The organism is Microcoleus sp. CZ3-B2, from assembly GCF_036705055.1.
Lineage (GTDB): Bacteria > Cyanobacteriota > Cyanobacteriia > Cyanobacteriales > Microcoleaceae > Microcoleus.
On record NZ_JAUBTN010000007.1, the window covers coordinates 36,994 to 50,841 of the forward strand.

Genomic DNA, 13,848 nt, shown 5'->3' on the forward strand with positions numbered 1-13,848 from the left:
AATAATAAATTTAAATAATCAATGTAAAAAGTTATGGAGGGCGATCGCACGCGCTCAATTCATTTTTTAAATTCATAAATTAAATAAGCTCTGTGACAGTCCCAGAATTATCGCCTTTCTCAACTCCTCACCTGTTTGAAAAAGGCTATATCGTAGATTGCTATCCCCATCTCAGTGCTGCTGATTTAGTAAATGTTTCGGCTTATGCTGAAGCTTACCCTGACGACATTGAGGAAGCAATCAGGCTGCAAGATGAGGCTGACGAAATCTTAGATATACCTAAAAATATTCCATAAATCTATGGCGCGTATCTATTCTATGCAGGCGAAGACTTTCCCCGACAAGTCGCGCATAACCTGCGTTCTTTTGAACCCGATGTCGTGACTGTTCGACAAGCAGGAAACGCTAGAATATTCGATCGAGGATGTATTAGCGCATTTGCGATCGTTGAAAATCGGGCTGTTTTGATTGTCAACCGGCGCGATTTATTTCAATTGCACAAGCTGGAACCTAAGCGCTGCGGTATTGTTCCCTCCACGCGAAATAACGGTATTGCTAGACAGACTGCTAATATGAATGATGCGATATCTACTGCTGAGACTCTGAGGGGAAAATTGATTCGAGTCGATCGCACAGTCGCCGCCATCTATATCTTAAGCCGATCGCCCCAAAGTAAATTAAAGCAATGTCAATCCGAAAATTACTGCATCGGTTTGATTGTTTGCTAAAAGCCATCGCCGATATTTCCCGCTGAAAAAATCTAAGACGCGACTAAAACAGGACACTGTGAAATTTGGCAACTATTGGACACACTTGGCTGCTGCGAAACGACTAGCAGTTCGTGAGGATACCGGGGACGGGGGTCATTTTCTAACCAGATGGGCGGTACCATCATCACTTCATAGTAAGCGATCGTATGCAAAACCCCTGGCTGCGACTTCAACTCCACTGTCAAGCCCGCTCTGTACTCAAATGCTTCTTCCCAATCCAGGTCTTCATTCATACTCATAGCGATCGCGCCTCTTTTCTTGTTTCGTTTCTCTATTGTAGGGCCGTACATAAAACATTTGGTACTTTCTGTTGTTTTTGATACATTTTTTAACTTTTATGTTATATCCCTGACAATTTAATAGAGAAGAGGAATTGTCAATAAGTAAATAGGCTGATTTTGCCGGCTGGTGACAAGCCAGCCCAAAAGCTAGGCTTGACAAGGGTTTGAGTTGATAGGCCTCAAAAATGTCGGGGCGTGCGATCGAACCGCCCCAATATTTATGACAAAAAATCAGATAATTTAAAGCAATGAAATCCTAACGCTCGAACCTATTTTGGTAAGTAAATTTAGTGTTTTATCAATCAATAAACTCGGCATTTTTTAATAAACCCGGTTTATGTATGAGTGGAAATTTTACTAATTTAAGCTCAAATCAGCAACAGATAGCCTTGAACTCAACACTAGGATATCTAATCCGTCCGCTGCATTTAAATTGTTAGATTCCCGAATTAACATCTGAACTCAATACTATACATTTAAACATCTATTAAAGACAGTTGAATAAAGCTTTTATCCACTTGTTCGAGTCTTACATCTTCCAGAGAAACATTAACATCAGAATCTTCAATATACCGAGCAAGACAACGAGCGACATACTCAGCAAGTTTAACAGGCACAGCATTACCAATTAACTGTTCGAGAGCGGTTTTAGAACCTTGAAATAAAAAATTATCGGGAAAAGTTTGTAGATAACTTCTTTCAATAGTAGTTAAAGGACGTACATTTGATGAGACCAAAGCTGAATCACCCGGATGAGGTTGATAAGTCTTGGAAATCGGTCTGTTAACTCCTCTAACTGTTGGGCTAGGCTCGTCAACACTAAACACGCCACGCCTTTGATAACTTCTCGGATGTCTGTAATAATGATCGACATTTAAAGCCTTACCTATACTATTAAAATATTGCCTGATAGTCATAGGTTCACTTGCCAGATTATTTTCCAAATAAGGCTCTATCTTTTTATATTCCCCATCAAGTTCGCCGATCCAAAAAAATCTTTTTCTACTTTGCGGAACACCACATAAACTAGCCCGAAGTATTTTTTCACTGAGACCGTAGTTAGCAGATTGAAATATTTTTTTAGCTTCTTGATATTTCGTGCTTTTTACAAATCTATCTACATTTTCCATGATAAAAAATCTCGGCTTGACAAACGCAACAATCTCAGCAAAAGAAATAGTTAAATCTGCTCTACCTAGATTTTCATCTCTTTTTCCCGCACTCGAAAAATCTTGACAGGGTGGGCCTCCAGCTATGATGTCTGGATTAAACCTTTTAATAATGTCAAACTGGCCTTGAAGATTGCTCAGGTCAATCAAAAATGCTTGGTGTTTAAAGTTTTGCTGATAAACATTAATAGCTAACTCCCAGTTGTCAAAACCTGCAATCACATCAAAACCAGCGTTTTGAATTCCGAGTGACAACCCACCACAGCCTGAAAAAAGATCTACAACTGTAAGATTTTTTGGTTTAGTTTCCATAAATAACAAAGACTCCTTAAGGAGCCTTCGCCAAAATTTATATTTTGGTATTCAGAACGTCTTTACCGGAATTCCTCGACCCTCGTTGGTAACGGGATGTAATGATTAGATCGTGTCTGCTGCATCCATAGGTCTAATATAATTCATGGTTTGGATCTGTGTCAACTTTTACGGAATAAAATTATTAAAAATTTTCAGTGTGGGCGATTTCCGGTATTGTACGCTTTCTAATTCTGGATTGTGGCAGTTTTGTCGTGAAAGCCGATCGCCCGTATCGCTTTTTTGGTGGCTGGGGAGATTTTACACGCGAGGTTATTGATTGGGGGTTTGTGCGATCGCGCAAACGCGCATTAAGTTGTTTAATCCGCACACTCAACAATGGTCAAAATATTTTGCTGCGAGTGAAGACGCTTAAACCCCACATTTGAATGAATATTAACCTGCTTGTGCCAAAGAACGAACTGTTAAGATTTCATCAGGGCGTAGAACTTCTACAGCAGAGATTGGGACTGCTATGACTGCAAGAGACTCACCAACAGCATTAAATACTTCCAACAGACAGCCCTCTTCACCACCACTAGGATGAGCAACAAAATCAACCAATGTTGCAATATCTCCTGCTCTGAGTTGATATTCTGGTAAGTCACGGGTTAAAGCAACTTCCTGATATAGCTCTAGGGTCATATCAATTCTCCTTAAGAGGTTTGAGGGTCACGAATGATCGATCGCACATATGGCCTTTTTGGCGACTGAGGAGATTTTAGACCAGCGCGAGGTCAGAGATAGGGTGGGTGGTGCGATCGAACGCACAAATGATATAAAACTGACTGATTTAACTGAAATTAATACTGAGTAAGTGCAAAATTTGTAAAAAAGAGCGATCGCACTTTCATCGAGATGTTGAAAAAAGTGCGATCGCCCTTTTGTCCGGGATTGAAAAAAAGGCGATGCTTTTTTATCCCTTCATTATTTACCAACGGCCTTCTGACTGTTGTTGGAACATACTTTTTGCAAGTTCCAGTATTTCCTCGTAGCTCATGTAGTCTTCTAAGCGTTCATGTAGCTCTCTTCGCTCATTTTTAGTTAGCTTGAGTTTTGTAACCACTTGCTCTACTTTATCTTTTGCTGACGCACGATTCTCAGTGCGATCGTCTTTCATTGGCTTGTTTGACATTTTATCTCTCCATTTCTAAACAAAACTCAGAACAAATTACTCCACGATCCGAGCCTATAACTCCTCTTCGTCTTTAGACCCGCCAGAGCCAAAAAACTGATCTGCTTCAAGGTTGGACTTGAAGTTTTTACAACGCTGTTTTATCAAATCTTCAAACCCTGCAAGCCTTCCCAGTTCTTGACCGCTACCAACTTTAACAGTAATCCCTTCGATTAAATCTCCCATTCTTATTTGTAACCGACCACAAAGACGCATCGCCTCTATTGTTTCAGGGTCATCAGAACTGCTACCTCCGAAAATTATCGTTCTCATAATGCCTTGTTTGTGGGCAATATTTTCCTCTTCTGGTGTCAAAGTTATTTTGATATATGTTTCGTAGTAAGCTCCTCCCAAAGGTCCTTTTTTCTCTGTACGGTCAGCGGAAAATTTCATAGTCAACTCCTGTGGAATAATAGACCTTACGTTGTTAAACCAAAAATATTTGATAATAACAACTGTTTTCTACCTTTTCAGGCATAGAGTGAGATAAAACTGGACTTATCTCACACTGTACTCAATCAACAAAAATCGTTTAGATATAGTACCCCTTGCCATTACACTTTTGGCAAACGGCCTCTCTAACAGCTTTTTCAGGCTTTATTTTTCCTGTTCCGCCACACGAAGGGCATTTTTTTCCATCTTTTGCTTCAAAAGCATTGGGGTCTCTGATGTCCGGGGGTTTCTCATTTGCCATGATGTAGATCCTGTAATTGTCGGCTGACTAATCAATAGAAAATAAAGCAGGTATCGAATCCTAAGTATGCTTGTTTTTACTATGTCGTCCGCTAAACTCAATACAATAAGTACAAACCATAGCTGCTTGAGAAGAATTATCCCAAACCCAACCAACAGGTCTAGCGTTAGAAACTTCTGGTTCAGAAGCATGATGAAAAGATACTTGTAGATTATCCTCTACGGCTACTATCCCTGAAGGAAGCGGGGCAAAGTCACCTGTTTCTGGATCGTGCATATGTGGCATAAACACACCTAAACCATATTCAGATAACTTCTTCAACATCTCTTGCACTTCGGGTGTAGCAATTGCCTGTTGAGCTTTTTCAACTATTTCGTTCATTTCACTTCTCCTACACAAGGTTTCTGGTTTGTCCGCAAGTCTTCTGAGTGGGTAGAACCCATCGGAATCTTGATTTACATGATTATCGTATAGCTAGTGATTTATCGGATAGAGGTTTCTTAAGGAAAAATATAGGATTTCCTTGTCCTTTACATGATTTCCTGATATGGCGTTCTCCCTTGGCAAGCGCCTCAAGGCTACCCGCGAAGCACTCGGATTAACCCAAGAGCAAGTTATTGAGCAGTTAGAGCTGCGCTACGGGATAACCCTGAGCCAACAAGCCATCTCGTGTATCGAACACGGCAAGCGCAAAGTAGACGCCGAGAGGGAGCTACCCGCCTTCGCCGCCGTGTACAAAAAACCGATCGATTATTTCTACGAAACCCTGGAATTGCCCGCCGCCGCACCCCCAGCCGCACCCGCACCCAACCGCCGCTCAGTCGTCACCGTTGACATGGATGCCCTGACTCACCGCGATCAGCTAGAGCTAGCAGCAGAATTGATTCACAACGTTTTGCAAGAAACCTAACTAATAGGGATATCGCCCTACAATATCAAATGGCTACATAATTCATAAATCCCAAAATTTATATGACAATCCCAGAATTAGAAGCGCAACTCTTGGCCTTAACGCCGATCGACAAAGCTGAGGCTATCAGCATCTTAACCCAGAGTTTGAAAAACAGCGGTCGCCCGATTACAAAAACTCTTGGCGTGATGGGTGGCGACGCTTGTATAGACAAAACTCGCATTCCCGTTTGGTTACTCGCCAGCTATCGCAATGACGGCGCTACGGATGCTTTTATCCTAGATTGCTATCCCCATCTGAGTGCTGCTGATTTAGTAAATGTTTGGGCTTATGCTGAAGCTTACCCTGACGAAATTGAGGAAGCAATTAGACTGCAAGACGAGGCAGACGAAATATTAGATACACCTGAAAATATCGAATAAACCTATGGCGCGTATCTATGCAGACGAACACTTTCCCCGGCAAGTCGTGCAAAATCTACGCTCTTTGGGGCATGATGTCCTGACTGTTCAAGAAGCAGGAAATGCTGGACTACCTGATGAGGATGTATTAGCATTTGCGATCGTTGAAAATCGGGCTGTTTTGACCGTCAACCGGCGCGATTTCTTTCAACTGCACAAGCTCCAACCTGACCACTCTGGTATTATTGCCTGCACGCGAGATGACGATATTGCTAGACTGACTGCTAATATTAATGATGCGATATCTATTGCTCAGATATTGACGGGAAAAGTGATTCGAGTCTATCGTTCCGGGCCACCGTCTATATCTTAATTGCATTCAGTAGACCTTATGCAATTCTATATTCAAACCCAATTTTAAGGACTTAAGTCCTGACTACAAACCTAAATTTTTGCAGTATTTTACCAACAAAAAAACCGGGCGGGCACGGGGGCACCGCCCCTACACCGTCCGGGTTTCTCGATGAGTGAAAACTACACTAAACTCAAGTTGTCTTCTTCTTAGTCGCAGTCGCAGTCGCAGCCTTCTTAGTCGTGGTTTTCTTCGCCGCAGTCGTCGTCTTCTTAGCAGTCGTTTTCTTCGCCGCAGTCTTCTCAGTTGCAGTTTCCGACTTCGCCGCAGTCTTACTAGACTTCTTCGACTTGCTAGATTTGCCGCCGCCCGCAGCTTCCTTCGCTGCTAATAATTCCAGTGCTCTTTGTAAGGTGAAATTCTCCACAGATTCATCCTTAGCCAAAGAAGCATTGATATCCCCGTGTTTCACGTAGGGGCCGTAGCGGCCATCGTAAACATTCAGGGGTTCTCCCGACTCTGGATGCGCCCCCAATTCCTTCAAAGGTGTCGCTGATTTGCTGCCACGCACGGCTTTCGGCTGCGATAATAACTCTAATGCCCGATCGAGCTCGATCGTCAAAACATCATCCGGCGGCTTGATCGATCGATAATCCTTACCAACCTTACCCTGGTCGTGCACAACATAAGGCCCGTACATCCCCAAATTAGCCTGCACCTTCGCCCCCGTCTCCGGGTGAGTCCCCAACAACCGAGGTAAAGTCAACAAACTCACCGCCATATCAACCGTCACGCTATCCTTATCAGTCCCCTTCGGTAAAGAAGAACGCTTCGGTTTCTTATTCGTTTCCGAAACATCCCCCAACTGAACATAGGGGCCGTAATTGCCAATCAGCACATAAATCGGTTCCCCAGTGTCCGGGTGAAGACCCAATTTTTCCGGGCCTTCCGTCTTTTGCTTTAACAGAAACTCCACTTTTTCCGGGTCTAAATCAGCCGGAGTCAAATCTTGCGGAATCGATGCTTTCACCTGGCCTTCTGCGCTTTCAGCTTCCAGGTAAGCACCGTATTTGCCGATGCAAACTTTCGCCGCAATATTCTCCAATACCACAGTTCGGGCAACTTTCGCGTCAATCTGACTTTCCTGTTCCTTAACTTGGGTAGCGAGTCCCATTTCCCCTGTATAAAACTTTTGCAAATACGGCAGCCATTTCGCCTCGCCGGTGGCAATTTCATCGAGGGTTTGTTCCATGCGCGAAGTAAAACCCGTGTCTACTAAGTCGGGGAAATGCGTTTCTAATAAAGTAGTGACGGCGAAAGCAGTGAAGGTCGGAATCAGGGCGTTAGCTATTAATTTCGCGTAACCCCGATCGACAATTGTACCGATAATACTCGCATAGGTACTCGGACGGCCAACCCCCTCGCTTTCTAGCATCTTCACCAGCGAAGCCTCCGTATAGCGGGCGGGAGGTTGAGTTTCGTGCCCCACAGCCTGCAAATCCTTGCAATTAGGTTTATCCCCCACCTTCAGCGCCGGCAAAATCACCTCTTGGTCTTCCAAAGCCGCATCTGGGTCGTCGGAACCTTCGACGTAGGCGCGCAAAAAGCCGGGAAAATCAATGCGTTTCCCGCTGGAACGGAAACCGGCATCCTCTACCTGAGTTTGTAGCGTGACGTGAGTTTGGCGGGAATCGGCCATTTGAGAAGCGACTGTCCGCTTCCAAATTAAATCGTAGAGGCGGAAGTCCACGCCATCCAATCCTGTTTGCTGCGGAGTCCGAAAAGTGCTGCCGGCCGGGCGGATAGCTTCGTGGGCTTCCTGGGCGCCTTTGCTTTTCGTCGTGTATTTGCGCGGTTGGGGGCTGAGATATTCGCTGCCGTAAAGTTCTTGCACACAACTGCGGGCGGCCGTAATCGCCTGTTCGGATAAATGCACCGAATCCGTCCGCATATAGGTGATAAAACCGCGTTCGTAGAGACTTTGGGCAATTCGCATGGTTTCCCGCGCACCCAGCCTCAGCTTGCGGTTAGCCTCCTGCTGCAAAGTCGAGGTCGTAAACGGCGGCGAGGGTTTGCGGGTGACAGGACGTTCTTCGATATTCCCGACAGTCCAGGGTTTGTTTTGAATGCGCGAGAGTAAAGCCCTGGCTTGGTCTTCGTTGAGCAAAAGTACGCGGCGACCTGCGATAATTTGTCCGGTATTTTCATCAAAATCGCTACCGTTGGCAACTTTCACGTTCCCGACTGTGACGAGTTTGGCATCGAAGGAAATTTTGCCCTTTTCCAAAACGGCTTTCAAATCCCAGTAGCTACCTTGGCGGAAGGCGCGGCGTTCCCGTTCCCGGCGTACCAACAGCCTGACTGCGACTGACTGGACTCGCCCTGCGGACAAACCCCAGGCGATTTTTTTCCACAGTAGCGGAGAGAGGGTGTAGCCGACGAGTCTGTCGAGAATTCGGCGAGTTTCCTGGGCCTGTACCACTCGATTGTCGATATCGCGGCAGTGGGTGAGGGCATCGCGGATGGCTTCGCGGGTGATTTCGTGAAACACCATCCGCTTGATGGGGACTTTGGGTTTGAGGATTTGCAGCAAATGCCAGGAAATGCTTTCGCCTTCTCGGTCTTCGTCAGTGGCTAGAATCAGTTCTGTGGCGTCTTTGAGGGCGTCTTTGAGTTCTTTAACAATTTTCTTTTTATCTTTCGGGATGACGTAAAGCGGTTCAAAGTCTGCCTCCACGTTGACGCCTAGTTGCGCCCATTTTTCTCCTTTAACGGCTTCTGGTATTTCTTCGGCGGAGGATGGGAGGTCGCGGACGTGGCCCATAGATGCCTCTACCCGGTAGGTGGAGGGCAGGAAGTTGCGAATGGTACGGGCTTTGGTGGGAGATTCGACGATGACTAAAGTTGACATGGCATCTTTTTATATATGGATGGCGGCGCAGTTAGAGTGTCTAATTTACAGAGTGTAGGTCGGATGTCAAGGCCTATGGGTACTTTAGGGGGTTATTTTCAAACTACCTTAATTTTTAAGTTACTGCCGATCGGGTTCCAGGTGACAAGCTGATGGGATTTTACTGCTGTCGGCGCAGAGGCTGGAAACCCTTGTCTCTGGAAGATGCACGGGGATGTCATGACTGACTGTAGCAGAATTGCAGGTAACTGGATGCTGAGACTGTTGGATGCGGGCGGATGGTTCCTCAATTTTAGATTTTAAGTTTTAGATTTTAGATTGGGATAGATTTGATGGTTTCCCTGCAAAAAGACTAGAAGGGAGCATCTCACTTTTGCAGCCAAGCTAGAAATTGGAGGTAGGAGGCAGGAGACAGGAGACAGGAGGAAAGAGGAAGAAAGAAGGAGTCAAAAGAAGTCTTTTTACAAATATGAGATGCTCCCGACTAGAAGCGCGATCGACTATTTGACCGATTGGCGATCGCACTCGCCAGCTAACATTAGATATTGTGGGACTAATTTTTGATCCGATTTTGGGAACGCCTTACAAATTTGCGTAAATTTTCGATTGATAATTCAACCGCAGATGTGAGGCACATATACACAGATGCAACATTAAAATAGACGGTCAAATAATTGACACGAAGAGCAATCAGCTTTCTATTGGCTATTGGATGGAAGGATGGCTTAGTGGTGAAAGAGAGTTATAATTATCCAGTGGTTTCCGTGATTTAGCGATCGCCTCTTTCGCAAAACTGCAGATGTCTGCCAAAGAGGCGATAGTTTGTGCGCGACAGCAAAGCTGCAACAATTTTTAGATGCAAACAAGCCATGATAAATTTACGCCCCGCTACCCCCGCAGATTTAAATTTATTGCGACGCTGGGACGAGCAACCTCACATAATTGACGCAAAAACTAACGATGATTGGGGTTGGGAGATAGAACTCGATCGCACTCCCGACTGGAGAGAGCAATTGATTGCTGAAATCGATAATCGCCCGATCGGATTTATCCAGATTATCGATCCGGCACTTGAGGAGAGTCACTACTGGGGTGATGATGTTGCTGCGAATCTCCGCGCTATTGACATCTGGATCGGAGAGGAGAAAGAATTGAGCAAAGGCTACGGCACACAAATGATGCAGCTTGCACTTGCTCGATGTTTCGCCGACTCTGCTGTGACGGCTGTACTCATCGATCCGCTTGCCAACAATACCCGCGCCCACCGTTTCTACCAACGTTTTGGTTTCCAATTTGTGGAACCGCGACAGTTTGGCGGCGATGATTGCTTTGTTTATCGCCTCAACCGAGCAGATTGGGAAAATCAAAGGGCGATCGCACCGCAGTAAAGACAGTTAGCTCATTGACACTCCCCAGCCTAAAAGCGTGGGGATTCTTAATTCAGCGACTGACCTTAAAATTGACTATCCTTACGGCATTACTTAAACCAAATACCCGTTCAAATAACCTGCTCTGGTACAGGAGCATCGCACCACAAAAGAGGCTTTATGACAATTCCTCACCAGTCGCTTTTGATATTGAAACTTTTCGCGGTACTGGGCTGTGGCCTGATAGCCGGAGTCTTTTTCGCCTTCTCAACCTTCGTGATGAACGCCCTTGGCCGACTCCCGCCGGCGCAGGGGATTGCGGCCATGCAATCGATCAATATTGCAGTCATCAATCCATTGTTTATAACGGCGCTTTTTGGAACGGCTGCGGCTTGCATTTTTCTAGCTTTCTCCTCATTCCAGTGGCATCAACCAGGTGCTATCTATTTGCTGATTGGTAGCTTGTTGTATCTCGTCGGTACGGTGGGAGTGACGATCGCCTGTAATGTACCGCTGAACGATGCGCTGGCAAAAGTCGATCCAGGCAGCGCTGAGGGTGCGAGGCTGTGGGCGAGCTACCTTGTTAACTGGACAATCTGGAATCACATTCGATCGGCAGCAGCGCTAGCGGCATCAGCAGTCTTGGCGATCGCCCTCCGTTACCCTTGAAAAAGCGACAGTCAGCCCGTTGCAGGTTGCATACCTTTCGTCCTTTCTGTTCAGAGTCGATCGCCAATCAATCAATCCTAAACGCCTTACGTTGCCTCGGTGTCAAGGGGTGAAGGAAAAAAAAATTTGCCCGATCGGCCGCAATGGCGATTTTTCCGCAGTGCGATCGCTTTTGTGGCAGACTCCCCCGCCGACTCAACAGCAACAAACACCCGCCCAACTAAGCTGGCAAAGCTGTAATCCGCTACAATCGGTGTTTGGTAAAGAATTTTTACGAATTCGCTGCCCTTTACAGCCATTTCGGCTTGTACTAACCAACCTGCGTGAAAATATGGATTTTGCTACTCTTGCCGCCCAGCTAAATGCTGGAACTATCTTGCCGGAGGGAATTATCATCGTCACCCTCCTGGTGGTTCTCGTAGGCGATTTAATCGTAGGCCGCAGTTCCTCTAGTTGGACTCCCTACGTGGCCGTTGCGGGTTTGCTAGCCGCCGTTGCTGCTTTGTGTTTGCAGTGGGACAACGTTAATACGATCTCGTTTTTGGGCGGTTTTAACAGCGATGCCTTGAGTTTGGTATTTCGCGGAATTATCGCTTTGACGACGGCTGTCACTATTTTGATATCCGTCCGCTACGTACTGCAAACGGGTACTGCTTTAGCGGAATTTATCTGCATTTTGCTCAGCGCTACTTTGGGGGGAATGTTCCTTTCCGGCGCTAATGAATTGGTGATGATTTTTATTTCGTTGGAAACTCTGAGTATCTCGTCTTATTTGCTGACGGGTTACACAAAACGCGACCCGCGTTCCAATGAAGCTGCTTTGAAATATTTGTTAATTGGTGCATCTTCTTCGGCGGTGTTTCTCTACGGTATTTCGCTGCTGTACGGGTTGTCTGGTGGCCAAACTACGCTAAATGCGATCGCGGCCAACCTTTCTACTGTTAATGACGGTCAATCTCTCGGTTTGGTAATTGCTTTGGTTTTTGCGATCGCCGGCATCGCCTTCAAAATCTCCGCAGTTCCCTTTCACCAATGGACACCGGACGTTTATGAAGGTTCGCCCACACCAGTTGTCGCCTTCCTTTCTGTCGGTTCCAAAGCCGCCGGTTTTGCCCTAGCAATCCGCTTGTTAACAACAGCTTTCCCCGCACTTACGCCGCAGTGGCAATTCATATTCACAGCCTTAGCCATACTCAGCATGGTGTTGGGCAATGTAGTTGCCCTCGCCCAGACTAGCATGAAGCGGCTTTTGGCTTATTCGTCGATCGCCCAAGCCGGTTTTGTAATGATTGGTTTGATTGCAGGAACCGAAGCCGGTTACTCCAGCATGATATTTTATCTGTTGATCTACCTGTTTATGAACCTAGGCGCATTCGCCTGCATCATCCTCTTCTCCCTGCGGACAGGAACCGACCAAATCAGCGAATACTCGGGCTTGTATCAAAAAGACCCGCTGCTAACTTTAGCATTAAGTATTTGCCTGCTTTCTCTCGGCGGAATTCCCCCCCTAGCAGGATTCTTCGGCAAAATCTATCTGTTCTGGGCAGGCTGGCAAGCTGGACTTTACGGCTTAGTTATCCTGGGATTAATTACCAGCGTAATTTCGATTTACTACTACATCCGCGTCGTCAAAATGATGGTAGTAAAAGAACCTCAAGAGATGTCGGATGCGGTGAAGAATTATCCCGAAGTTCGCTGGAACCTTCAGGGAATGCGGCCTTTGCAAGTCAGCGTCGTACTAACTTTAGTCGCGACAACATTGGCTGGGATTTTGTCTAATCCTTTGTTTAACTTAGCAAACGATTCTGTCACCAAAACTCCCATGTTGCAATCGGCAATTAGTCAGGTTGTACCGACTTATGCTGTGAAAGTTGAATCAAATCTCTTGTCTCGCAACGATTGATTTTAGTGGGATTTGAAAGAGTGGAAAGCGCCTAATTGTCAAAGATTAGGCGCTTTTTTATATCTTCAACCTGCGGAGGCAGGTGAGAGTTTGTATAGACGCGGTTTCAACCGCCCGGTCTTCTGTAATCAAATTCAAATCGCCGATGATTGTGATATACTATTAGTCATGATTTTTAACCGCAGATTGAAGCAGATTAACACAGATTAACGCGGATAAAATATAGTGGAGGTGTAAAAATGTTAGTAAAAACCAAGTCAAAGTTTTATACTCCCGATGAGTACCGGCAGTTAGAAGAAACTACTGAGTTTAGAAATGAATATCGCGATGGAGAAATTTTAGAGATGGCCGGTGGCACAATTAATCACAGCCGGATTATCCGAAATTTGAGTAGAGTTTTGGGAAACTTGCTTGAGGGGCAACCTTTTGAGCTTTTTCACAACGATTTGCGGCTGTGGATTCCTCGATACCGGCGGGGAACTTACCCGGATATTATGGTGATTGAAGGAGAACCAGTTTTTACGGAAGGACATACCGACGAGATACTCAATCCAATCATGATTGTGGAAGTCCTTTCTAAGTCTACCAAGGATTTCGATAGAGAGGATAAATTTCGGTTTTATCGCTCGATTCCTGAATTCCGCGAGTATATATTAGTCAATCAATCCGATTTTTTAGTCGCACAGTATATTAAAAATGAATCGAATCAATGGTTGTTTCAGGAATATGAGGGAGAATCGGCAATAGTTGCTTTCGCTACGCTGGGAGTGCAAATGTTGATGAGCGAGATTTACAACAAAGTAGTATTTGAAACGGAGGAAACGGAGGAAACGGAGGAAGCAGAAGTACAGGAATGAAATTCATGCTATTGGGTGATGCAATATCCAGCTTGGTAA

At 45.4% G+C, this 13,848-nt stretch carries 18 protein-coding genes; 10 read left to right on the top strand and 8 right to left on the bottom strand.

Going from position 1 to position 13,848, the window contains the following annotated elements; all coding sequences use genetic code 11:
- Positions 1-92: 92 nt before the first annotated feature.
- Both QUA97_RS04675 and QUA97_RS04680 read left to right on the top strand, forming a co-directional pair.
- Positions 93-296: a hypothetical protein gene (locus tag QUA97_RS04675; RefSeq protein WP_194069388.1), complete on the top strand. Its 204-nt coding sequence runs from the start codon at positions 93-95 to the stop codon at positions 294-296.
- On the top strand, positions 297-728 hold the full coding sequence (locus QUA97_RS04680; protein ID WP_333193597.1) for a DUF5615 family PIN-like protein: 432 nt from the start codon (positions 297-299) through the stop codon (positions 726-728).
- Between the two features lie 32 nt (positions 729-760).
- Here the strand turns inward: QUA97_RS04680 and QUA97_RS04685 are convergent, their stop codons facing one another.
- Together QUA97_RS04685 and QUA97_RS04690 are read right to left on the bottom strand one after the other, a co-directional pair.
- Positions 761-1,060 (bottom strand): hypothetical protein, encoded by a 300-nt coding sequence (locus tag QUA97_RS04685; protein ID WP_333193461.1) that lies wholly within the window; start codon positions 1,058-1,060, stop codon positions 761-763.
- A 467-nt stretch (positions 1,061-1,527) separates the two neighbouring features.
- Complete coding sequence (locus QUA97_RS04690; RefSeq protein WP_333193463.1) at positions 1,528-2,532, bottom strand: DNA cytosine methyltransferase; 1,005 nt, start codon at positions 2,530-2,532, stop codon at positions 1,528-1,530.
- 197 nt (positions 2,533-2,729) lie between these two features.
- Between QUA97_RS04690 and QUA97_RS04695 the strand changes: the two genes are divergently transcribed.
- Entirely contained in the window at positions 2,730-2,960 is a 231-nt protein-coding gene (locus QUA97_RS04695) for a hypothetical protein (RefSeq protein WP_194069384.1), read from the top strand.
- Positions 2,961-2,967: 7 nt separating this feature from the next.
- Here QUA97_RS04695 and QUA97_RS04700 read toward each other — a convergent pair whose 3' ends face one another.
- From QUA97_RS04700 to QUA97_RS04720, 5 genes are all read right to left on the bottom strand, one after another.
- Complete coding sequence (locus QUA97_RS04700) at positions 2,968-3,216, bottom strand: DUF4926 domain-containing protein (RefSeq protein WP_194069382.1); 249 nt, start codon at positions 3,214-3,216, stop codon at positions 2,968-2,970.
- A gap of 286 nt (positions 3,217-3,502) precedes the next feature.
- Positions 3,503-3,706, bottom strand: coding sequence for a hypothetical protein (locus QUA97_RS04705; protein ID WP_194069381.1), 204 nt, complete (start codon positions 3,704-3,706; stop codon positions 3,503-3,505).
- Positions 3,707-3,760: 54 nt separating this feature from the next.
- The gene (locus tag QUA97_RS04710) at positions 3,761-4,138 is read right to left on the bottom strand and encodes a hypothetical protein (RefSeq protein WP_194069379.1); all 378 of its coding nucleotides are present in this window, start codon (positions 4,136-4,138) and stop codon (positions 3,761-3,763) included.
- A 139-nt stretch (positions 4,139-4,277) separates the two neighbouring features.
- Positions 4,278-4,439, bottom strand: a complete 162-nt coding sequence (locus QUA97_RS04715) for a hypothetical protein (protein WP_194069377.1) — start codon at positions 4,437-4,439, stop codon at positions 4,278-4,280.
- Positions 4,440-4,499: 60 nt separating this feature from the next.
- On the bottom strand, positions 4,500-4,820 hold the full coding sequence (locus QUA97_RS04720) for a hypothetical protein (RefSeq protein ID WP_194069375.1): 321 nt from the start codon (positions 4,818-4,820) through the stop codon (positions 4,500-4,502).
- A gap of 166 nt (positions 4,821-4,986) precedes the next feature.
- Between QUA97_RS04720 and QUA97_RS04725 the strand changes: the two genes are divergently transcribed.
- From QUA97_RS04725 to QUA97_RS04735, 3 genes are all read left to right on the top strand, one after another.
- Positions 4,987-5,349, top strand: a complete 363-nt coding sequence (locus tag QUA97_RS04725; RefSeq protein WP_333193470.1) for a helix-turn-helix domain-containing protein — start codon at positions 4,987-4,989, stop codon at positions 5,347-5,349.
- A 62-nt stretch (positions 5,350-5,411) separates the two neighbouring features.
- Positions 5,412-5,771: a DUF433 domain-containing protein gene (locus QUA97_RS04730; protein WP_194064322.1), complete on the top strand. Its 360-nt coding sequence runs from the start codon at positions 5,412-5,414 to the stop codon at positions 5,769-5,771.
- A gap of 4 nt (positions 5,772-5,775) precedes the next feature.
- Complete coding sequence (locus QUA97_RS04735) at positions 5,776-6,123, top strand: DUF5615 family PIN-like protein (RefSeq protein ID WP_194069371.1); 348 nt, start codon at positions 5,776-5,778, stop codon at positions 6,121-6,123.
- A gap of 172 nt (positions 6,124-6,295) precedes the next feature.
- On the opposite strand, the gene topA is transcribed toward QUA97_RS04735, so the two are convergent.
- Positions 6,296-9,013: a type I DNA topoisomerase gene (gene topA / locus QUA97_RS04740; RefSeq protein WP_333193477.1), complete on the bottom strand. Its 2,718-nt coding sequence runs from the start codon at positions 9,011-9,013 to the stop codon at positions 6,296-6,298.
- An 869-nt stretch (positions 9,014-9,882) separates the two neighbouring features.
- Between topA and QUA97_RS04745 the strand changes: the two genes are divergently transcribed.
- The 4 genes from QUA97_RS04745 (at position 9,883) to QUA97_RS04760 (ending at position 13,809) form a co-directional block, all read left to right on the top strand.
- Positions 9,883-10,401 carry a GNAT family N-acetyltransferase gene (locus tag QUA97_RS04745; protein ID WP_194069367.1) on the top strand — a complete coding sequence of 173 codons (519 nt, stop codon included), beginning with the start codon at positions 9,883-9,885 and terminating at the stop codon, positions 10,399-10,401.
- 303 nt (positions 10,402-10,704) lie between these two features.
- Positions 10,705-11,049 carry an anthrone oxygenase family protein gene (locus QUA97_RS04750; protein ID WP_333193482.1) on the top strand — a complete coding sequence of 115 codons (345 nt, stop codon included), beginning with the start codon at positions 10,705-10,707 and terminating at the stop codon, positions 11,047-11,049.
- A gap of 331 nt (positions 11,050-11,380) precedes the next feature.
- Positions 11,381-12,952, top strand: coding sequence for an NAD(P)H-quinone oxidoreductase subunit N (locus tag QUA97_RS04755; RefSeq protein ID WP_333193599.1), 1,572 nt, complete (start codon positions 11,381-11,383; stop codon positions 12,950-12,952).
- 239 nt (positions 12,953-13,191) lie between these two features.
- On the top strand, positions 13,192-13,809 hold the full coding sequence (locus QUA97_RS04760; RefSeq protein WP_194068831.1) for a Uma2 family endonuclease: 618 nt from the start codon (positions 13,192-13,194) through the stop codon (positions 13,807-13,809).
- Positions 13,810-13,848 lie beyond the last annotated feature (39 nt).